Here is a 20,450-nt window from a genome sequence, read left to right on the forward strand (position 1 = left end):
AGACTATGGGATTGATATGTAGAAATCTTTATTTGATTCCGTCTTTCAGCGCTTTACCAGGTTTGAATGCCGGTACCTTGCTTGCAGGAATTTCGATTTCTTCACCAGTTTGTGGGTTACGGCCTTTACGTGCGGAACGTTCGCGCACTTCAAAGTTTCCGAATCCAACCAGTTGTACTTTATCACCGCTTTGCAGCGCTTCTGTAATTGCTTCGAAAACCGCATCTACAGCTTTAGTAGCATCCTTCTTGGGAAGTTCAGTTGCTTCTGTAACTACATTGATCAAATCAGATTTATTCATGTTTTCTCACCTCCCTGAGTAAATTTCCGGTATCATACACTGTTTCCGTTTAAACGTAAAATATACGTGATAATCCCGTTTATTACTGAACACTGGCGCCCATAGACCTTGAAGCGCAACAAACTTATAGTAATACAGCCCATCCATAAATTCAAGCAGTTAGACAAAAAAGGAGTAGAAATTATCATCTACACTTGCATAAACATCCAATTGCTATCTAATTTTATAGACCTATAAGACCAGGTTAATTCTTCTTTTCAGAAATAAATTGAGTCAGATTCACCGTTATTATAGGAACTAGGAATCAAGTTTCATTATTTTTACACATAAAAAGAGTGGGATCTCTCCCACTCTTCCAATCTGCTTAAATTTAAGTTAGAGAATAATTGCAATAAGCCCGCCTGAGCCTTCATTGATGATCCGGCCAAGCGTTTCTTGCAATTTGTAGCGTGCATTATCCGGCATCATCGCGATCTTGCCTTGTATACCTTCCCTCACAATGGAATGCAAGGAGCGCCCAAAAATATCGGATTCCCAAATCTTAATCGGGTCGTTCTCGAAATCCTGCATCAGATAACGAACCAACTCTTCACTTTGTTTCTCTGTACCAATGATTGGTGAGAATTCAGATTCAACATCAACACGAATCATATGAATTGATGGCGCGGTGGCCTTTAAGCGAACCCCGAAGCGAGAGCCTTGACGAATCAGCTCTGGTTCATCTAGCGCCATTTCAGCTAGCGAAGGAGCAGCAATACCATAACCGGTAGTCTTGACCATTTCTAAAGCTTCCGAGAAACGGTCGTACTCTCTTTTCGCGTGTGAGAATTCCTGCATCAGCTGGAGCAAGTGATCCTTACCGCGGATTTCAACCCCTACTACCTCCATCAGAACCTGATCATACAGCTCTTCTGGGGCATACAGATCGATCTCTGCTACACCCTGACCCATGTTCATACCACTTAGGCCAGCTTTATCGATAAAATCATACTCTGTGAACTGAGATACGAGCCGGTCAACATCCCGCAAGCGGCGAATGTCTTTTACCGTATCGCGAACGGAGTTTTCATAGCTACTACGCAGCCAATGATTCTCTCCAAGCACCATGACCCAGCTCGGCAAGTTCACATTCACTTCATGAACAGGGAATTCGTATAATACTTCACGAAGTACACCGGTTACGTCCTCTTCAGTCATGTTTGCTGCGCTGAGCGTCATGACAGGGATATCGTATTTGATGGCTAGCTCACTGCGGAGCTGCTGTGCTTCCTCACTGCGCGGCCGAGTCGAGTTAATGACCAGCACAAATGGCTTACCCACTTCCTTCAGCTCTGCAATGACGCGTTCTTCAGAGTCCACGTACGAGTTCCGCGGAATTTCTGCAATCGTACCATCTGTTGTTACTACAACACCAAGCGTTGAATGCTCCTGGATGACCTTACGGGTCCCGATCTCTGCCGCTTCCTGAAAAGGAATTGGCTCCTCAAACCAAGGTGTAGAGATCATTCTTGGTCCATTCTCATCCTCGTAGCCTTTAGCGCCTTCTACAGCGTAACCCACACAGTCTACCAGTCGAACATTAACCTCAAGCCCTTCCGCAACCTTGATTTGGACTGCGCTGTTAGGCACGAACTTAGGTTCAGTGGTCATAATTGTTTTGCCTGCTGCGCTTTGCGGAAGCTCATCCACAGCTCTTACCCGATCTGCCTCATTCGTGATGTTAGGCAGGACAATTGTTTCCATGAAGCGCTTGATAAATGTCGATTTCCCCGTGCGAACCGCGCCGACGACGCCAAGATAAATGTCTCCGCCGGTACGCTCGGCAATGTCCTTGAAAATATCCACTTTTTCCAAAAGAGATCCCCTCCTCATATTACTCCGAAGAAAAAATGCCTGAAGAGCATCGACTTCGCGTTCCGCCGGTAATCTGACCCTTGCAGGACATCCACCGGACTTATCGTATGCCCGCCCGAAGCCTAGCTGCTTTCGACCGGGACGTACTGGCCCCGCGCTAAACTCCGAATGCTCGGACATGCATTTGGACTAGTATCATCATATGTATCCGGAACGAATTTATGACCCATAATCGCGCAATTTGCAATGTAATTTCAAAAAAGTTAAGTGTGCGCGCCGCAAGGCGTCGGACGCCCGGAAGCTTACTCATTCATCATATGAGGTAGGATTCATTGATAGAACTATTTTAGTGGATATGCATGAAGAAAATTATAGAATATTTGGAAGCTTAGAATGCTTTCATTCTACTCACTACTTCACTAGGGTAATACCAAAAGAAGATCCGGCATTCCCGGCAAATACAATATAGCCCTTCACAGGCAGTACAACTTCATTTTTACTGCTTATGACCGTGTTATTTACGAGGGCACCCTTTTCATCGTATACCGTAAAAGCCCCTTTTGCTGGCATCTTGACTACCATTTTCTTTCCAGCTGCTGTTTCAGGAACGCTGAACCATCTAGCATAACCATCCGCCTGTATCGTAGTTATCGACGATTTGCCTTTATACAGCGGCTTCACGCCGTCCTCACTCATATACAAGGTTCCAGCCGCATTAAAGTACTCTGTGCCTTCTTTTGCATAGAAAAGAATATCCAATGTATCTCGGCCCGCGATGCCAGGAATTTGGTGCTGGCTCTGAGCCGTATTTGGACCTGTTATCTTCATATCTCTGAAATAACCTTCGCTTGTCTGTATTGTTGGCCTAATCATGTTCATATAGGTGATGGAACTGAATTTCTCACTGACTGGATAGTATGACTTACCTTCTCTTTTTGCCCACGCATCTGCGGTTTCTTTATTCAGTGCTGCAACTTCCAATTTCTCCGCCTTGTATTCAGAAAATGCAAGCTGGCCTAATTCAGGAACCGAAATATACTGACTCATCCACAAATAAGTCCGTCCGTTACTTTCCTTAACAAAATTAATCTTTGTGCTGCCTTCCTCATCAACAAAAGTTCCATCTGTGGTGTAAATAAATTTTTGTTCCGGGGCAGTCGTTCCTGATAAAAAAAGTTCCCCGTTTTTAATAGTTACCTTCCATTGGCTGCTAAGCGCACTGTAATAACCTGCGAACTTCACAAGGTCTTTTGGCATGTCAGCCTTAACTGGCTTGCCAAATGATTTATCTGGCTTGATTTCTTTAATTGCGCCCTTCTCTTTCATCGCCTGAAGGAGCAGTTCACTTGCCAGCAGCTGATTAATTACGGAGCTCCCCCCCGAGGAAATGACTGCTGCAGCCATATTCTGTTCTGGAAGCACGACGAGGGAGGAATGATACATCTGTGTGTCTCCTCCTTTAACAAGGGCTTTTATACCATAATCGTTAAAAGGGAATAATCGTACACTGTCCCAACCAAGTCCGTAGTCAGCAGAATTATCCCCGTCATCTTTGGGCCAAAATCCCTTTCTATACTCTTCTTGCTCCATGGCCTGTACTGATTTGGTTGAGAGTACATCTGCTCGCTTCCCAGTAAAGATTTCCGAGAATCGGACTAAATCCTCAGCAGTAGAGTAGATTCCGCCTGTACCAATAGCATTGGTCGTCTCCGTCGGGAGCTGGCCCTCGAAGGCAGGAGAGTAAAGACCTGCAAATTTGCTTGAATCTACCTTGTCTTGTGGCGTCATGGTATGGTTCATACCCATAGGTACAGCAAAATTATGATGAATGAATTCCGTGAAAGTCATTTTACTGACTCTTTCTACAAGAATTTCTGCGAGGGTAAACCCATCATTGCAATACACTGAAAAAGCTCCCGGTTCTGCCTTTAATTTCTGTGTAGACAAGTGCTCTAGCAGCGTATCGTGTACGTAAGTATCTGGATCATCAAATAGAAATGCACTAGCTAAAGTCGAACCTTGAAAACCTGATGAATGATTCAACAACATGCGCGGAGTAATCTTTTTGTAACGATCATCTTCCATCACGAAATCCGTAATATATTGTACAACGGGTGTATCGAGATTGATTTTACCTTCATCCACTAATTTCATGACTGCTGAGGCGGTAAACATTTTGCTCGTAGAGCCAATACCATAGATGGTTTCCTTCGTTAAAGGGATTTTTCCTTCTATGTCGTTAATTCCTGATTGTCCCGATACTTTGATCACTCCATTGTCGATCAAGGCATACTGCACGCTGGTTATCCCATATTGTTCAGTTAGAAGCGCTGCTTTCTCAGAAGCGAGCTTCTCTAGCGGTTTAGAAGAAACCGCAACTACGCTGTTGGAAGCCATCGCGCCTATTGGAATAAGCTGGGTCAGGAGTAATGCCGCTGAAAGCGTCCATATGAATCTTTTTTTCATGTCATCAACATCCTTTTTCACTAATTTTGAATGATTACGAATTTTTCATGATTGATCTCTAGCCTGAACTGAATCTCCTTTCTTACCTTCATTCTAGCATTCGAGTCTTACGTGCTATTGAACTTAGCCTTAATTCCATCTGCGATTTATAACAGACCGTTAAGCTTCTGTTAAGACACAAAAAAACGCCTAATACTTCCGAAAATATCCGAAGTATTAGGCGTTCTTTAACTTTAGCTAGGAGGCTGCGGAACCGGCTGATTGTTAATCCATAGATACGGTAAAGACTTCACGGGCACGTAATACGAAGCTTCCTCCAAATCCAGTCGCAGGTCCTTTTTCTCGTCATGTTCTCCACCATTCTTTTCGATGGCAGCTATAATATCAAAGACATAATCTACGTAGACCGTTCCAGCCTTATCCATAATGAAATCAAGATTCTGACCGGAATAGACGCTAGTTAATGATATGGAGCTTGTACCTGCCTTCTTATGATCAATGGTGTAAACTCCTGGATATAGCTCATCAAGTACGGGCAAAGAGCCGTCATGAGCTGATTTATAACGATTTATCTGACGCTGCACATCATTCACCTTCTGGACGGTAACAAGATCCATAACTTTAACAACAGGATCGCTTTCCTCATTCAATATAAGAAAATAAGCACTTCCGCCCTGTTCAAAAGCCGTAGCCGGAATATCATCCAAATATCCCTTATTGTTCAGCTTGCCTAGGTCTATCCGGAACTTCTCATATCTTGGAGTGGCTTCATCCGCATTAAGGATCGGAAGCACACCTTCCTCCTGTTGAAAATCATCAACGGCGGCTTGTATCCGCTTAACACTTTCTCGATAATTAACGCTAGCACGCTTTTCTTCTCCGGGATACAGACATCCCGAAAGAGTAAGAGTGATTGACACCACTACTAGAAAAAGTCTTGCTCCTGCCTTTAGTTTCTTCTTTCTGCGTATAAACTCCAACCGAGTCCCTCCCACGGTGACAATCTAACACTACCACAGCTCATCTTCTTCCCCACGCCGCGCAGCTTCAAGCTTACGGCGTACAGCAGCCTTAAGTGGATCTTCTGGCACCTGAACGGTCACATCGCTCCATACGGTAGCCTGACAGGCCAGACGCACTCCTTCTTCTAACGTAGTTCCAAGCTTACGTCGTTCAATATCTCCTGGCGGTCTCAGCGCTGTGGCCTCTTCATTCGCAATTTTAACCTTGCACATCAGACAGCCTGCTTTTCCTCCACAGCGTGTGGTTATCGTCACTCCGGCTTTACGAGCTGCTTCCAGTAACGAGATACCGCGATTTACCACAGCTTTACGACCTTCAGGTTGAAATATAACGGTGACGCCATTTTGCGATTTCATGATGTTACTTCCTTCCTTAACATTATGTAACTGCTTACATAATCGAAACAACTCCGCCCAATAGGCCAACTAACATGATGATAAACGCAAGGATAGACAGCAGTGCTTTAAGCAGTCCCTTTGTTTTGCTCCGAGCAAAAGTTATTAGAAATACAGACAGTCCCATAATCAGCATTGCAATCAGGGACAACCACATTTTTGTCATCGGATCCAAGGTCAAAGCCCCCATTCGCCTGTAATATATTAGGGATTATTATATCATGACCTTATCCTATTCTGTAAAAAAACATCATTTTTTATATATTATTATTAAGATATTTTAGCTGTGAGAGTTTACCAATAAATAAAAAAAGAGCAAAAGATAACAGAATCTCATGGATTCTGAATCTTTTGCTCACCCAACCTAAAGCTATTTTTTAAGCATCATTTTCATTAAAGACTCCATTGTGCCGGAACCTGCACCGCCTTTTTTGACGGCATTAACAATTTCCTGCACAGTAGCTTCACTGACCGGCACTTTCGCCATCGATGACACCTGCTTAATTAACTGGCGGAGCTGGGCTTCATTCTGCGTAGTTCCTGGTTTGACCGTACTGGCTAGCTTTTTGACGGCACTTTCCGTAATGTTCTTGCCCGCCTTTTTGTTAATGGCGTTCAATGCATCCTTGGAAAAATCTCTGCTCACTTTTCATCCCTCCTCCGTCAATCCCCAATACAACATATGAGAATTTGCGGAAAAAGGTGAACAGGATCAGGAATGCCACTGCTCCCAAGTTTCCTGAGAAATCGCCTCAAGCTCAGGTTTACGATCACGGCCCATCAGAGCTTCAACAGCACTACGTGGACTTCTACCTTTAAAAAGAACATGATAAATTTGATCTGTAATAGGCATTTGGACCCCTAGCTTGATGGAAATGGCATAAGCAGCCTCCGTGGTACGAATACCTTCGACAACCATTCCCATCGACTCCAGCACCTCATCCAGTGGTTTTCCTTGCCCGAGCATAAAGCCAGCACGCCAGTTACGGCTGTGCTGGCTCGTAGCAGTCACTACAAGATCGCCAACACCTGCAAGCCCTGCAAAGGTCAATGGATTCGCTCCAAGCTCGACTCCTACCCGGGAAATCTCGGCCAGACCACGTGTCAGAAGCGCCGCCTTAGCGTTATCCCCAAATCCAAGACCATCGGATAGACCTGCACCGAGTGCAATAATATTCTTTAGTGCGCCGGCAAGCTCTACTCCTACCTGATCACGGTTCGTATATACACGAAAATCATTGTTTATGAACAATTCCTGTGCTTCAGCAGTACGCTTATCATCAGGTGAAGCCACAACAACTGTAGTAGGACACAGGCGAACTACTTCCTCTGCATGACTCGGTCCGGAGAGAACGACAATCTGCCCTTCGTCACAGCCGAGTTCTTCAGCAATAACGATCGACATCCGTTTCTTGCTTTCAGTCTCAAAGCCCTTCGTAGCATGAACGCATAGCATTTCATCCTTCCAGAACGGCTTCAGACTGCGAGCAACCTGTCGCATACCTGAAGATGGGGCTACAATTACAACCGCTTTAGAACCGGAAACTGCGGTCTCCATATCGGTGGTTGCAATGATGTTTGCGGGCAGGGAAATCCCAGGTAAATACTTATTATTGATATGAGAACCATTGATCTCGGCAGCTTGATCAGAGTTACGTGTCCACAGATAAACTTCCGAGTGATTCGCAGCCAGCACACTTGCCAGCGCAGTTCCCCAGCTCCCCGCTACTAGTACGGTTACTTTATCAGACAACACGATTCCCTCCTTTTACTTTTGAGCCTATCTTGTTCTCACGGCCCTCTACAATCTTAACAATGTTCGTCCGGTGCCGCCAGAAGGCAAAAACCGCGATGATAATACTGGTCCAGAGCACAGGCTGTGTAAATCCTGTCAACAATAGAAAGACTGGTGTCAGCGCGACAAAAATCAACGAGCCAAGTGATACGTAACGAGTGATAAAGATAGATCCTATGGCGATAGCACCAGCGAGCAGTGCAGGCCATAAACACAGTGTGGCCATAACACCGATCGTAGTAGCGATGCCCTTTCCCCCACGGAAACGAAAGTAAAGCGGCCAGTTATGTCCGACAATGGCAGCGATTCCGCAAAGAGCAGCAACCCAGGTTCCCCAGCCGCCTACCCAAGTTCCTAACCAAACTGCGGCAACACCCTTCAGTACATCCAGAACTAGCACAGCTATCGCAGGGCCTTTTCCCAGTACACGCAGTGTATTGGTAGCCCCCGCATTGCCGCTCCCATATTGACGGATATCAATTCCCTTTAGCAGCTTGGCGAACAGCACACTAAAGCTGACAGAACCAAGCAAATAGCTTACAACGATAACCAGAAGTTCAAGCGCCACACTTCTTCTCCCCTAACCTTCGTTTTCGGATTTGCGCCGTGTAAAGAGACGGATTGGCGTTCCCTCGAAATTAAACGCCGCGCGGATTTTATTCTCCAAGTAACGTTCATAGGAGAAGTGCATCAGCGATGGGTCATTTACGAACACCACGATCGTCGGTGGCTTCACCGCAACCTGCGTTACGTAGTTAATACGTAAGCGGCGGCCTTTGTCAGTTGGAGGAGGGTTAATTGCAATGGCATCCGATACAACATCGTTCACCAGATGCGTAGTAATGCGTAGTGCATGTTGTTGAGATACATGCTGAACCACTGGAAGCAGTTTTTGCAGGCGCTGTTTAGTTAAAGCCGACAAGAAGACAACCGGTGCGTAACTCATAAACAAGAAATGGTCACGAATCTTAGACTCGAAGTTTTGCATAGTCTTGTCGTCTTTCTCAATGGCATCCCATTTATTCACAACAAAAATAGATGCTTTACCAGCTTCATGTGCATAACCAGCAATATGCTTGTCCTGGTCGATAATGCCCTCTTCACCGTTAATTACAACGAGAACCACATCAGCCCGTTCAATCGCCCGCATAGCACGCATAACACTGTATTTCTCAATGTTCTCATATACCTTGCCTTTTTTGCGCATACCTGCAGTATCGATAAGCACATAACGTTGTCCATCACGTTCAAAAGGCGTATCAATAGCATCTCGAGTAGTACCTGCAATATCACTAACAATAACGCGTTCTTCACCCAGAATTGCGTTAACTAAAGAGGATTTACCTACATTCGGACGGCCAATCAAAGCTACACGAATGACATCATCATCATACTCATCATCTATTTTTTCCGGCAGACGTTCTACAACAGCGTCCAATAAGTCACCGAGTCCTGTACCATGACTACCGGAAATTCCGATTGGATCTCCAAAGCCCAGGCTATAGAACTCATAAATATCATCTGCACGCTTCATATTATCCACTTTATTGATGGCAAGAACGATCGGTTTACCTGAACGGAACAGAATCTGAGCTACCTCTTCATCTGAATTCGTCACACCACTCTTCGCCTCACACATAAATACAATAACATCTGCTTCTTCAATCGCCAGCTCCGCTTGAACGCGGATGGATTTCAGAATCGTGTCATCTCCATCAATTTCAATACCTCCGGTATCAATCACACTGAACGACTTACCGTTCCAATCTGAAATACCATAAATCCGGTCACGTGTAATCCCCGGTTTATCTTCTACAATGGCCAATCTATCGCCAATCAGCCGATTAAAAATCGTCGATTTCCCGACGTTAGGCCTCCCAACGATTGCCACAACGGGTCTTGCCATATTCATTCCTCCTGTCATCCTTACGATACTCATCATAGCAAAAAACATTAAAATTGGCTAACACTCATGTTAGTTCCAATAAATCTTTCTGTCGCTGGAAAAAGAGAATCGGCGAACCCCCGTATCGAGGGCTCGCCGATTACTTTACCCGTATATTCAAAAAGCAGGATTAGTTATTACCCTTGAATTTGTCCAACTTGTCTCCAAAACGTTCAGCAAGCGTAAAGCTAAGGCCTTCGTTACTTAGAGAAACGTTAGGGTTATTCAATACTTCTTTAGGAGCTCTGTCTCTGCTGTTGCTGCGTTCAGGTCTAGCAGTAGGTGCTGGAGCTTCTTCAGTTTCTTTGATGCTCAGGCTAACACGTTTCTCGGATGGATTGAAGTCCAGTACTTTCACTTGTACTTCTTGTCCTTCTTTCAATACTTCGTGTGGAGTAGCAATGTGTTTGTGGGAGATTTGTGAAATGTGCACAAGACCTTCCACACCTGGAAGCAATTCAACGAATGCTCCGAAGTTCACAAGACGTTTTACAACGCCTGTTACAACATCACCGATGTTGATTTCGCCAGCAGCAGAGTCCCAAGGACCTGGAGCAGCAGCTTTAATGCTCAGGCTGATTTTTCCTTTTTCAGGATCAACCTTAAGTACTTTAACACGTACTTTATCACCTTCAGAAACTACATCAGAAGGCTTCTCTACGTGATTCCAGGCGATTTCGGATACGTGCACAAGACCGTCAACTCCGCCAACATCAACAAATGCGCCGAATTGGGTCAGACGTTGTACAGTACCTTCAATGATTTGACCTTCAGACAGTTCAGCCATAATTTTAAGCTTGTTAGCTTCGAACTCTTCTTCGAGAACTTCTTTAGCGGACAAGATTACTTTGCTGTTCTCACGGTCAAGTTCTTTCACTTTAACGCGAAGGGTACGGCCTTTGTAATCGCTGAAATCTTCAACGAAGTGACGCTCAACCATGGAAGCTGGAATAAATCCACGTGCTCCAACATCAGCTACTAGACCGCCTTTAACAACGTCAGCCACAGTAACTTCGAAAGCTTCTTGGGAAGCAAAGTACTTCTCAAGATCTTCCCATGATTTTTCGCTGTCAACAGCACGTTTGGAAAGAACAAGGCTTTCCTTGTTGTCGTTGATGCTAACAACTTTACATTCTACTTCCTGTCCAACTTCTACTGCTGCAGCAGCGTTGTCCAGTTGTACTGCGGACAATTCGCGAATTGGAATCACACCGTCGTATTTATATCCAATGCTTACATAAGCTTGGTTATCTTCGATTTTGACGATTGTTCCTTTCACGGTATCGCCTTTTTTCAAAGAAATGATTTCCAAGTCAGCTTGGTTAGTCACTTCTTCTTCGTTAACGGCAGCAACTTCTTCTACAGCTCCGTTATTTTCTGTCACAGCGGATTCCACCGCTTCTACGGTTTCATTACTCTCCGTAGCTTCCTGATTTTTAATTTCTTCAGACATGTGATTAGCCTCCTCGATTCAAAACCCCATTTATTTAAACCTGCGTATAGCAGAGTTCAAAACAAGCATTGCTTGGTATTACAAATTACACTTGAAGATAGTATGTTCCAAAAAATAGCGACTATGCCGTTATTTAATCATAGCACAGGACGAAATTTGTGATTCCGTTTATCCCTTAACCAACGGTTGGTATACCCGACTTCTTCATCTCATTGATGCGTTCCATAATGACATCGGTAACAGCCTCGAGAGATTCACTTCCTGCACCGGCAAATTGACTGAGATCTATAGGAGCCCCATAGACTACAACCATCCGTCGAAAGGGTTTGTACTCACCGACAATTGCGGCTGGAACAACTGCAGCACCGCTTCGAAGTGCAAAGCTTGCAGCACCTTTCTTGGCAACTCCGGCATCAGAGTTACGCGTACCCTCCGGGAAGATACCCATGACATTACCACCACGAAGTGTGTTAAGGGCCGTTTTAATGGATTCTTTGCTTACGCCACCACGTTTAACCGGAAAAGCACCCAATTTGTTAATGAGCCAGCCAAGCACAGGAACCTTAAAAAGTTCTGCCTTAGCCATATACTTTACCTGACGGTCTAACTTAATCCCGATAGTCATCGGATCCAGCAAACTAATATGGTTGGCACAGAGCAGCACCCCGCCCTCCTTTGGCACATTCTCTTCCCCCACAATCTTAAGCGGGAAAACAATTGCGTAAATCAAGCGAAGCAATCCTCGGCAAAATACATAAATCATAAATGATTTCTCTCCCCGTCAACATGAGATCTACAATGGGATACAATGGCCTCCACAACTTGATCGATATCCATAAAGGTCGTGTCCAGAAGAATTGCATCTTCCGCACGGCGCAGCGGTGAAATTTCCCGTCCTTCATCCAGACGATCCCGCTGTGCAATATCATGTTCAAGCTGCTGAAGCGTCACCGATTCCGCGCCTCTCAATTCCTTATAACGACGGAGAGCTCTTTCTTCCACACTTGCCGTCATAAAAATCTTTACTTCGGCATCGGGCAGCACGGTCGTACCGATATCGCGGCCATCCATTACAACGCCTTTGCGAAGCGCCATCTGACGCTGCAAATGACTCAGTCTGGACCTTACACCTTCGATCTTCGAATACTGCGACACAAGGCCGCTAACCTGAAGACTCCGAATATGCGGCGTTACGTCTTCCCCATTAATCAGCACCTTCTGGATGTCTTTTTCCGGAATAAGCTCAATAACCATATCGTGAACTTTCTGGTTCACTTGATTCTGATCTTCCGGTTCTATGCCTTCTCGGATCATATACCAGGTGATTGCCCGGTACATTGCGCCTGTATCGACATAAATATAAGACAACTTCTGGGCTACCAATCGGGCTACAGTACTCTTGCCTGCCCCGGCAGGTCCGTCGATGGCGACGTTAATTCTGTCGTAAGTATGTGTACCCTGCCTATCCAACGGGGCATTCCTCCTCAAACACTCTTTCATAAGAAAAGCATCTAGCGATGTCAAGTTCGTTCCTGCAATATCAAGGAGCACATACAAATGGATATGCTTGATGATATTATCAAGAAAAAAGCAGGCATTGCCTGCGACTTATAAAATTATACCACAGTTTATACTTCAGTGCAAAATCAGAACGCTTAATAGAGCTAAGAAAAATGCCTATCGGTTGCGGAAATCAAACTGCCGTTCAAAGCAGTAACGTATTATTTTCTGACGCTCATTATCCGTAATAGCCACAAATTTCAGCATGGCCAATTGGCGCCCGTTTTCAAGCTTTTTAATCCGAACTATTTCACCTTCAAAGTCCACATGCTCAATACTACCATTTCGATAAGGTACTAGAACCCAGCAGGATAATTTCGCTCCCACCTCGAGCTTCACTTGGTGATCCACCAAGAAAGACGTTCCTCCGCCACCGATATCATCTGTACGTACAAGGAATCTTTTTCCAAAGTTATCCTTCACAGCTAATTCAAGATCTGCATTTACCCGAAAAAAGCTTCGTCTCTGAATTTTGAAAATAGAATCCGCCTCTGGTTTTTGTATCCGGACCATACGAATTACATCTTCTTTAAACCCCAGAACATGTGTATTAAAGTAATTTTTAATGCCACCCTCAGTAATAAAATAAACCGAAAGCTCGTCCCCCATAAAAAGTCGTTTCAGACGACCGTTACTCTCCAACATAGGAATTTCAATGAGGAATGCGTCGTCCTCCGTCTCTGCAATTCTCGATCTATATTCAACTTCTGCTTCAGCAGCGTCACTGGAAGCAACCTGTATGTATAGATATTCATTAATTTTAGGATACAAAGATGTCACCGCCAAATCAGTATAGTTAACAATGATTATAGCATGGGAATATCACCCAATGAGATAAATATTATTTTGAATTTTAAAAAGCAAACAGGGCGCATCCAAATAATGGATGCGCCCTGTTTGCTCATTTTTGTTCTAGGCCTGAAGAAGGCCTGATTTCTTCCACGGACTCTTCGATGCCATCGTCCGCATTAAGATAAATACGATACTGAGTACCATTTACCTCTCCGCCAAATTCGTAAGTCAAGACTTCTACGGAGTCATCATTTTTAATCCAAGCCATGCGATGGTAATTCTCATTGAAATCCGAATTCAGAAATTTTTTCGCTTCTGCAAGGGTCAGCTTTGGCTTTGGAATCTTGCGATTGTCCTTATGCTCATTGACATATTCGCTAGCCTCAAATCCAACCGCTGTCCCAGTATCAAGTCCAATACGGATCGTCATTTTCTCAGGATAAATCAAGACATCATTTTGGCTCGTTACAAAGATTAAATTCCCGATATTATCATAACGGTCAGCATTAACCGCAGTCATATGAGGATATCCTTTTTTCTTAAGAAACTGCTCCGCCTTGGTAACTGCTTCTTCTAGGGTTACCTTAGCAGGTCCTATCTCTCGGTTATCGTAATAAGAGATCAGTAAACCACCATTTTTAGTGAAATCCATACTGGTCATCTGCTTATTATCCGAACCACTGACTGTAGCCGTATAAGAAGGCCACTTCGTATTTTTGCCGTTTTCTTTAACGTCTACCTTAGCATTCGAGCCTGCGTTAGCAAACTTAATGGCTTTACGTTTAATATCTTCAACTGAAACAGGGGTACCTCCGAGCATTTTTACAGAGCGTTTATCGTAAATGCTAGCAACTGAAGGACCCCAATCCAGGTCAGGGTAACCTTCGACACGTTTGTCCACCGACTTGAAGCCGTCAATAATCGAATTATCTTCTGCCTTATTCTCTGTAGCCAATGCGGTTTCAACATCCATCCAGCGCAAGCGGCTACCAATCACTTTATTCTGAACATCTTGCAAATCTTTTGAGATTTCTCCAGAGCTCTTATACAATGCTTTTAAATTGCTCAATTCACCATCTGTCAAAGGCTTCTTAGTGAAATCACGAATCCCAGCTTTATAAGAAAAGTTTGAGATTTTGGACAGAAACTCCTCCGTTTTGCTAAAAGGCAGTAATGTGAGTGGCAACTGATTAATTTCATTTTGTGCCTCACTGGTCATCCGCCACACATTAACAAGTCCTTTGCGGTGCATCCCGTTAGAAGCGGAGTTAACAGCTAGTGTGTTTCCCAGCTCTCCATGAAGACGCTCCACGTGGTAAGACAAATCATGAAAGGCACGCTGATATTGGTTCTCCGCCTTAATTAAGATCGCATTCTTCTCCTGATTCTCCTGATAACCCCACACGAGCGCTCCAATTAACAGCAGCGCAGTCAGCGGGAACATTACAGCACTTAATCTTTTGTACATAGGGCTACAAGACTCCTTTCGATAGCTTATTGGCGTTAGTTTGACAATAAACTAGGAGTCTTATGCACCCTTCTGTAACAGAATATGACCAAAGTGTTTGGATAGAGGGATTTCACTCCAAATTTGCATAGCATAGCGCTTATGCTCTCTCTTCAATTTCAAAGCCACTGCTATTACTACAAAGGCATTGCTTAAAGCCGGTTTGAATCACACCCTGCTCTTTTATCCCTCTTAATATGTAGGTCTCACCGCATTGTTTGCAAAGTATACGGACTTTTATACGCAAAAAAAGACACCTCTCTCCTCTCTGGAATCTCCCGCTAAGGAACAATCCTTTGAATATAAGTGTGTCCATCTCGATTATAGGTTAACCTCTTCTTCTCGTTTCAGAAAGCGGAAAGGGGAGCGGCTATTCGCCCTATCCACTTTCCCCATCCCTCCGTACCATAGAATAGCCATCAGAGGAACAATAAACCATATCCAGTAGTTAGCTGTCGTACTCAAAATAAAGTCATAAATCCCATGCCACAACCATGGCAGCAAGATAGAGATTAACAGAATCCCTTTTGTTTTAGCTCCTTTTGAGAACTTGGCTCTCCCTAAATGATAGCCCATGATTACACCAAACATAGCGTGTCCAGAAACCGGAAGCAAGGCTCTCAGGAACATGGAACCGATTGATGCATTGCTATACCAAGCGTACATTATATTTTCTATTGTTGCGAAGCCGAGCGAAATCGCTACGGCGTATAGTATCCCATCATATGGCTCGTCAAATTCGGTGTGATTGTAAATCATATGGTAAAGCACAAACCATTTTAAACATTCTTCCACGCCAGCAGATATGAGAAACGACTCCACATAAGGACCGCCATTCAGTCCCAGCATTAGTCCTCTCTGAATGATCATAACAGGGAATACAATCAGAAGGCCTAGCAGGAACACCTTAATAACGATATGAAGCGGTTCTTGATCATACTTATCTTTCAAATAAAAAAAGGTCAGCAGAGCAAGTCCCGGCGCTACTGCCGACGAAATAACCGATAACACGAGCACCGAATAACCTCCCTATATCCCTAGCGCCTTATTCTGCTGATTACAGCAAGGCAGATTACAGCTTTAATTCAAGAATGACCGCCATACCATCAAGAACAAGAATAGGGCTAAACAGCTAAAATAATGCATATCAGCCCTATCATGTTATTTAATCCTGACGCTTAAAATGAGTGCACAATAACTGGACTGCATTCTCCGGCATTACTGTCTTCCCGTATTCATCGAGAACAGCTTCAGTAACCGGCGAGGAATCTCCAAACTCAGCTAGTACGCCAACAAGACCTGACAACGCTGTTTCTTCAAATTCCTTAGGATCGAAATACAGATACCATTTATTGTTATAAGAATACAGTTTCCCCTGGGAAGTAATATTACCAATGAGCACATGAGCCGCTTCAACAAGAACCTCGAAATCGCGGAATGCATATACAATGGAGTCGCTTTGTTCAAGAGTAACTTCCATTTCGTAAATCTCTTCTGGCAATTCTTCTTCCCCGGACGCACCGTACTGATGGTGATCATATTTTCCTCGGGTCACTATAACGACCATGCCTTGGGCGGGCAATGCGAAAACTTCTACGGCAAGCGGACCGGTAGCATCAAAACCTAGTTCACTATATGCTTGGTCCATCATCTCCGTAAACAGGTCATGAACCTTGGGAACTTCCTGCCACATGTCTTCCTTCTGGATGCCCCGCTCGCTCAGGTCGTCAAAAGTGAGGAAAATCCGTATCTTATCTTGACTTAATCGCTCTATTCTCATGACAGGATCCTCCTTTTGCAAGCTCATTTATTATAATGTATGATGAGTCCCGAGTAATGAGCCAAAAATGGTTACTATGTATGTATGTTATCATTTTGCAGAGATAAATGCACGAAAATAAATATATAAAATCCTCTTAAAGCATTGCTACTACTGAAGAGCTTATTCTAATTCATAAACCATTTTCAAGCCCTTGAATATAAAAAAGAATCATTCTGCGGAATATTTCATCCTCAAAATGATTCTGAAGGAGTCCTTTACGGTTACAATCCCGGTATGGCAGTATGCGTTTCTTTAAGAATTTGCTCCACTTCGCTCTTCACTTCAGGATTGTTACGAATGAAATCCTTCAGTAATTTGAGATTGGATTCTTTTGATTTAACCGGTGATTCCGATTTATGCTCAGAGGTTCCGCTGTTCGAACCATTACTTTGAGCATTGCTGCTTGTATTACTGCTTGCATTGCTGCTTGAAGCAGCAGTGTTTCCAAACCCTGTCGTAGCCATACCAATTATTTTTTCTTTTGCTTTATCTGCAGCTCCACTCATGGAACCGCCCGATTGCCCCAGCGATGACATTAGAGAATTCCGCTTTTTGGACATAATCATACTGGCTGCAACGCCCATCAGCACCCCACATAAAAATGACGAAGTATTCATATTTCCAGCCTCCTTGTATGGTAAAATCATGTTTAGTGTTCGCGGAAAGATTGCCGCTCATGCAACCTAATAAGAAGAAAGTGAGTTGAAAAAAGTGGGTAAAATGACATCAGTGCTCCTACTGGCTACCTTACTGCTGACAGCCTGTAGCAACAGCGGTGCAAATGGAAAGACAGCCGAGGATACAAACACCACAAAGAATACGCCTACGGCGGCAGCTACACAGAGCGCAGCAACTACAGCGCCTTCGCCTGAGGTTACAGCCAGCCCTACCCCTGAAGCATCAGCAGATGGAGGAACTACAGGTAGTGATAATACAGCCAGTAAGGATGAAGCCTCCGCTAAAATCCCACTGCTGTACCATATGAACAAAAATTACGACATTGTCCCAAATGAGGAAACTACAAATAAAAAAGTCGTGTTGCTCACTTTTGATGACGGTCCCAAAGATGCGGATATGATCAATCCGTTAATGGATGTTCTGGACAAACATCAGGCCAAAGCGATCTTCTTCGTAAATGGATACCGCGTTAAAGCCCATCCCGAGCTTCTAGAGTTAATTCATAACCGCGGAGGAATTATCGGTAACCATAGCTGGGATCATATTGTGTTGAAGGACAAGTCTTACACTGAGGTCAAAAAGCAAATCGAAGACGTTCAAAATGCGGTCAAGGAGATTATCGGTGAAGTCCCTCAGTTTTTCCGTCCCCCACATGGTGCTGGCGGAGATGTAGGCAAGAAGATTTCCGCTGAGAATGGGATGTTGTATATGACCTGGTCCAATGGATCACTGGACTGGGAAATGAAAGAGAAAGAAACCGGAAAAACAGATAAGTTAATCAAAAATGTGACGGATCAATTGCATTCTGGCAGTAATATTCTGATGCATGAACTACCTTGGACAGTTGAAGCGTTGGATAAACTGCTTACTACTCTTGAAGGCAAGGGCTATAGCTTCGTAGACCCTCGCAGCATCGAGCTTAAGATGCGCTAATTCCTATTTAGGATAAATAAAAACAGGTAATCCCCTTGATGCAAAGGAGATTACCTGTTTTTTTTGTCCACCCATTCAAATGTAGAAGGACAGCTTTCTAATGTTTCTCTTTACGGAGCGTTAGAATGTGCATCTCAGCAGGACTTCCCCAGCGGATTGGCAAGTGAGAGGTTCCAAACCCTCTGCTAATCAGCAGCTTCGCATCCCTTCCTGTCCCATCTCTTCTTGGCCAATGAAACATTCCTGCATCATATTTATGATAAAAATTTTCCACATGCCTTTGTCCCAAAAAAGGAAGAATGACCTGCCCTCCATGCGTGTGACCTGCTAATATCAGATCTGCTGGCACACTTTGGCGTTTGGACAACCAGAGCGGATCGTGAACAAGAATGATACGACAAGTGTTATTTATTGAAGAAGCACGTGACGTTAATCCTGGTAATGGACGATAAGAAGTGTTGCCACCCTTTTTCGGAAAATCCACTCCCGTTAACCAAAGAGAAGCCCCCTCACGTTCAATACGCACATTCTCATCCATTAACAGCTTTGCACCACTGCTCCGAATAATCTGATCAACTAGTGAAATATCAGCTCGATAATCATGATTGCCATGTACTACATAGGTTGGAGCAATAGAAGTAACTAAAGTCATATTATCAGTCAGTCGATCCAGAGGACTGTTTTTTTCCGTCAGATCACCGCCTAATAATACAGCACCCACCTTTCCCTTTAACGGAGTCAGCAGTGCTGTTGGAAGGCGGCGGCGATGGATGTCGGTTATAAATAAGAGACGAAATCCATCAAACTCATCTGGGAGTGACTTCAAAAATATTTCCTCGGTAATAATTCTATTTCGAAAGGCGTTACTCAACATAATCACTGCAATGATTAGCGTAATCAAAAGCACAACCACAACTAATCCACAAATCCAAAAAATCACCATAAAGTACTCAAAGGCGGCGCCCCTTCGATTCCCCACCATAGGAGCGCTACCAGCAATATTACAAAAATGAAAATCAGAGAGTTAACAAACATTTTACTAAGCCGAACACGTTCTGATGAATACGTATTCGAACGTGATGGAACAGATTCTTCCTGCTCATTGTTTCCAGCGTTAGATCCTTTTGCAGAAGCTGCCGGACGGCGCGCTTTCCTTGATAAAGTTGCCGTTGTTGTCTGGGATGGATTGCTCTTTCTAGGAGCCCCCTCCGATCGCGGATTCGTTTTTTTACTTTTGCCAGAAGTTTTGCCTTCGCCACTGCGCTTTTTCTGACGAGACTTCAACCGGCTCAATTCCTCACTCATGATTCCCTCCTGTAGCGGATCACCAGACCAGAGAAAAGGTCGATGAAGAAATGACATAGTATAGGTGCCCATAGGCTTCCTGATTGAATGTATATATACCCAAGACCATAGCTGCTTAAGAAAACCCATCCGGTAGGTACAAAGTGGCGCAAATAGCGAACATGAATAAGAGCAAACAAAATACTCGTCCAATAAGGACCAATGGAATACTGTATGGCTCCTCTGAACAGAAGCTCTTCACAGATTGATACCATAGCTGCAATTACAACAATGTGCCATACGGGCCTATTTCGAAATAATAGGTCGTTTATTCCCCCGTCATCCATACTTTCTTCAGGTACAATATGAGTCAATAAATAATCAACTACCAGCATTACAGCGGCAAGTCCAAGACCCCATGCCACAAAATGTACGTTTTCTGGAAAAATTAATAGCTGAAAAGGATTTCTTTTCTGAAATAATATCCATATCAAACCGATAATTAATGTAAGCCCCTGAGTAATGTAGAGATTGAGGAGCAGAAGACGGTCTGTTAACTGACCTGGCTCTACTTTTTTTATCTTAATCTCGCCAAATTTGAATTTTTTCATCGTGACCTGCCTGTTCTTTAATTTTTTGGGG

At 44.0% G+C, this 20,450-nt stretch carries 22 protein-coding genes; 1 reads left to right on the forward strand and 21 read right to left on the reverse strand.

Annotation, left to right across the window (positions count from 1 at the left end; genetic code table 11):
* Positions 1-28: 28 nt before the first annotated feature.
* From MHB64_RS21345 to MHB64_RS21430, 18 genes are all read right to left on the reverse strand, one after another.
* Positions 29-301: an HU family DNA-binding protein gene (locus tag MHB64_RS21345; protein ID WP_036676223.1), complete on the reverse strand. Its 273-nt coding sequence runs from the start codon at positions 299-301 to the stop codon at positions 29-31.
* Positions 302-676: 375 nt separating this feature from the next.
* The gene (spoIVA, locus tag MHB64_RS21350) at positions 677-2,155 is read right to left on the reverse strand and encodes a stage IV sporulation protein A (RefSeq protein ID WP_094870067.1); all 1,479 of its coding nucleotides are present in this window, start codon (positions 2,153-2,155) and stop codon (positions 677-679) included.
* A gap of 411 nt (positions 2,156-2,566) precedes the next feature.
* Positions 2,567-4,621: a serine hydrolase domain-containing protein gene (locus tag MHB64_RS21355; protein ID WP_341135332.1), complete on the reverse strand. Its 2,055-nt coding sequence runs from the start codon at positions 4,619-4,621 to the stop codon at positions 2,567-2,569.
* A gap of 233 nt (positions 4,622-4,854) precedes the next feature.
* Entirely contained in the window at positions 4,855-5,601 is a 747-nt protein-coding gene (locus tag MHB64_RS21360; protein WP_256989803.1) for a hypothetical protein, read from the reverse strand.
* Between the two features lie 30 nt (positions 5,602-5,631).
* A complete protein-coding gene (locus tag MHB64_RS21365) occupies positions 5,632-6,000 on the reverse strand; it encodes a 2Fe-2S iron-sulfur cluster-binding protein (RefSeq protein ID WP_341135333.1) in 369 nt (122 codons plus the stop codon).
* A 34-nt stretch (positions 6,001-6,034) separates the two neighbouring features.
* Positions 6,035-6,214 (reverse strand): DUF2768 family protein, encoded by a 180-nt coding sequence (locus MHB64_RS21370; protein ID WP_094870070.1) that lies wholly within the window; start codon positions 6,212-6,214, stop codon positions 6,035-6,037.
* Between the two features lie 195 nt (positions 6,215-6,409).
* Positions 6,410-6,685: a stage VI sporulation protein F gene (locus MHB64_RS21375; RefSeq protein WP_076284557.1), complete on the reverse strand. Its 276-nt coding sequence runs from the start codon at positions 6,683-6,685 to the stop codon at positions 6,410-6,412.
* Between the two features lie 66 nt (positions 6,686-6,751).
* Positions 6,752-7,792: an NAD(P)H-dependent glycerol-3-phosphate dehydrogenase gene (locus tag MHB64_RS21380; RefSeq protein ID WP_094870071.1), complete on the reverse strand. Its 1,041-nt coding sequence runs from the start codon at positions 7,790-7,792 to the stop codon at positions 6,752-6,754.
* Positions 7,785-8,402 carry a glycerol-3-phosphate 1-O-acyltransferase PlsY gene (gene plsY / locus MHB64_RS21385; RefSeq protein WP_094870072.1) on the reverse strand — a complete coding sequence of 206 codons (618 nt, stop codon included), beginning with the start codon at positions 8,400-8,402 and terminating at the stop codon, positions 7,785-7,787. Before plsY ends, MHB64_RS21380 begins: the two co-directional genes overlap by 8 nt.
* A 12-nt stretch (positions 8,403-8,414) precedes the next feature.
* Entirely contained in the window at positions 8,415-9,740 is a 1,326-nt protein-coding gene (der, locus tag MHB64_RS21390; protein WP_042190218.1) for a ribosome biogenesis GTPase Der, read from the reverse strand.
* A gap of 169 nt (positions 9,741-9,909) precedes the next feature.
* Positions 9,910-11,232 carry a 30S ribosomal protein S1 gene (gene rpsA, locus MHB64_RS21395; protein ID WP_170880310.1) on the reverse strand — a complete coding sequence of 441 codons (1,323 nt, stop codon included), beginning with the start codon at positions 11,230-11,232 and terminating at the stop codon, positions 9,910-9,912.
* A gap of 175 nt (positions 11,233-11,407) precedes the next feature.
* Positions 11,408-11,995 carry a lysophospholipid acyltransferase family protein gene (locus MHB64_RS21400; RefSeq protein ID WP_094870073.1) on the reverse strand — a complete coding sequence of 196 codons (588 nt, stop codon included), beginning with the start codon at positions 11,993-11,995 and terminating at the stop codon, positions 11,408-11,410.
* Positions 11,992-12,702, reverse strand: a complete 711-nt coding sequence (gene cmk / locus MHB64_RS21405) for a (d)CMP kinase (RefSeq protein WP_280786601.1) — start codon at positions 12,700-12,702, stop codon at positions 11,992-11,994. The genes MHB64_RS21400 and cmk overlap by 4 nt, the downstream gene beginning before the upstream one ends.
* Positions 12,703-12,909: 207 nt before the next feature.
* Positions 12,910-13,563: a flagellar brake protein gene (locus tag MHB64_RS21410; RefSeq protein WP_094870074.1), complete on the reverse strand. Its 654-nt coding sequence runs from the start codon at positions 13,561-13,563 to the stop codon at positions 12,910-12,912.
* 130 nt (positions 13,564-13,693) lie between these two features.
* Positions 13,694-15,052 carry a germination protein YpeB gene (gene ypeB, locus MHB64_RS21415; protein WP_341135334.1) on the reverse strand — a complete coding sequence of 453 codons (1,359 nt, stop codon included), beginning with the start codon at positions 15,050-15,052 and terminating at the stop codon, positions 13,694-13,696.
* Between the two features lie 360 nt (positions 15,053-15,412).
* On the reverse strand, positions 15,413-16,108 hold the full coding sequence (gene prsW, locus MHB64_RS21420) for a glutamic-type intramembrane protease PrsW (RefSeq protein WP_042129603.1): 696 nt from the start codon (positions 16,106-16,108) through the stop codon (positions 15,413-15,415).
* Between the two features lie 148 nt (positions 16,109-16,256).
* Positions 16,257-16,871: a genetic competence negative regulator gene (locus MHB64_RS21425; protein ID WP_042190227.1), complete on the reverse strand. Its 615-nt coding sequence runs from the start codon at positions 16,869-16,871 to the stop codon at positions 16,257-16,259.
* Between the two features lie 263 nt (positions 16,872-17,134).
* Positions 17,135-17,530: a hypothetical protein gene (locus MHB64_RS21430; protein ID WP_094870076.1), complete on the reverse strand. Its 396-nt coding sequence runs from the start codon at positions 17,528-17,530 to the stop codon at positions 17,135-17,137.
* Between the two features lie 103 nt (positions 17,531-17,633).
* On the opposite strand from MHB64_RS21430, the gene MHB64_RS21435 reads away from it, so the two are divergent.
* Positions 17,634-18,524 carry a polysaccharide deacetylase family protein gene (locus MHB64_RS21435; protein WP_445671618.1) on the forward strand — a complete coding sequence of 297 codons (891 nt, stop codon included), beginning with the start codon at positions 17,634-17,636 and terminating at the stop codon, positions 18,522-18,524.
* Positions 18,525-18,621: 97 nt separating this feature from the next.
* On the opposite strand, the gene MHB64_RS21440 is transcribed toward MHB64_RS21435, so the two are convergent.
* Genes MHB64_RS21440 through MHB64_RS21450 form a run of 3 tightly spaced genes read right to left on the reverse strand, consistent with a single transcriptional unit; the run spans position 18,622 to position 20,419 of the window.
* A complete protein-coding gene (locus MHB64_RS21440) occupies positions 18,622-19,467 on the reverse strand; it encodes a metallophosphoesterase (RefSeq protein ID WP_218832592.1) in 846 nt (281 codons plus the stop codon).
* Positions 19,461-19,829: a hypothetical protein gene (locus tag MHB64_RS21445; RefSeq protein WP_094870078.1), complete on the reverse strand. Its 369-nt coding sequence runs from the start codon at positions 19,827-19,829 to the stop codon at positions 19,461-19,463. Before MHB64_RS21445 ends, MHB64_RS21440 begins: the two co-directional genes overlap by 7 nt.
* Positions 19,826-20,419: a CPBP family intramembrane glutamic endopeptidase gene (locus MHB64_RS21450; RefSeq protein WP_042190233.1), complete on the reverse strand. Its 594-nt coding sequence runs from the start codon at positions 20,417-20,419 to the stop codon at positions 19,826-19,828. Before MHB64_RS21450 ends, MHB64_RS21445 begins: the two co-directional genes overlap by 4 nt.
* Between the last annotated feature and the right edge of the window lie 31 nt (positions 20,420-20,450).

Source organism: Paenibacillus sp. FSL K6-2859 (assembly GCF_038008265.1).
GTDB lineage: Bacteria > Bacillota > Bacilli > Paenibacillales > Paenibacillaceae > Paenibacillus_AQ > Paenibacillus_AQ nitricinens.

What these genes read in the sequence shown, in the direction of transcription:
- MHB64_RS21345 (WP_036676223.1), bottom strand. Translation starts at nt 301, where the DNA reads ATGAATAAATCTGATTTGATCAATGTAGTTACAGAAGCAACTGAACTT.
- MHB64_RS21355 (WP_341135332.1), bottom strand. Translation starts at nt 4,621, where the DNA reads ATGAAAAAAAGATTCATATGGACGCTTTCAGCGGCATTACTCCTGACC.
- MHB64_RS21365 (WP_341135333.1), bottom strand. Translation starts at nt 6,000, where the DNA reads ATGAAATCGCAAAATGGCGTCACCGTTATATTTCAACCTGAAGGTCGT.
- der (WP_042190218.1), bottom strand. Translation starts at nt 9,740, where the DNA reads ATGGCAAGACCCGTTGTGGCAATCGTTGGGAGGCCTAACGTCGGGAAA.
- rpsA (WP_170880310.1), bottom strand. Translation starts at nt 11,232, where the DNA reads ATGTCTGAAGAAATTAAAAATCAGGAAGCTACGGAGAGTAATGAAACC.
- MHB64_RS21400 (WP_094870073.1), bottom strand. Translation starts at nt 11,995, where the DNA reads ATGATTTATGTATTTTGCCGAGGATTGCTTCGCTTGATTTACGCAATT.
- ypeB (WP_341135334.1), bottom strand. Translation starts at nt 15,052, where the DNA reads ATGTACAAAAGATTAAGTGCTGTAATGTTCCCGCTGACTGCGCTGCTG.
- MHB64_RS21425 (WP_042190227.1), bottom strand. Translation starts at nt 16,871, where the DNA reads ATGAGAATAGAGCGATTAAGTCAAGATAAGATACGGATTTTCCTCACT.
- MHB64_RS21430 (WP_094870076.1), bottom strand. Translation starts at nt 17,530, where the DNA reads ATGAATACTTCGTCATTTTTATGTGGGGTGCTGATGGGCGTTGCAGCC.
- MHB64_RS21435 (WP_445671618.1), top strand. Translation starts at nt 17,634, where the DNA reads ATGACATCAGTGCTCCTACTGGCTACCTTACTGCTGACAGCCTGTAGC.
- MHB64_RS21440 (WP_218832592.1), bottom strand. Translation starts at nt 19,467, where the DNA reads ATGGTGATTTTTTGGATTTGTGGATTAGTTGTGGTTGTGCTTTTGATT.
- MHB64_RS21445 (WP_094870078.1), bottom strand. Translation starts at nt 19,829, where the DNA reads ATGAGTGAGGAATTGAGCCGGTTGAAGTCTCGTCAGAAAAAGCGCAGT.
- MHB64_RS21450 (WP_042190233.1), bottom strand. Translation starts at nt 20,419, where the DNA reads ATGAAAAAATTCAAATTTGGCGAGATTAAGATAAAAAAAGTAGAGCCA.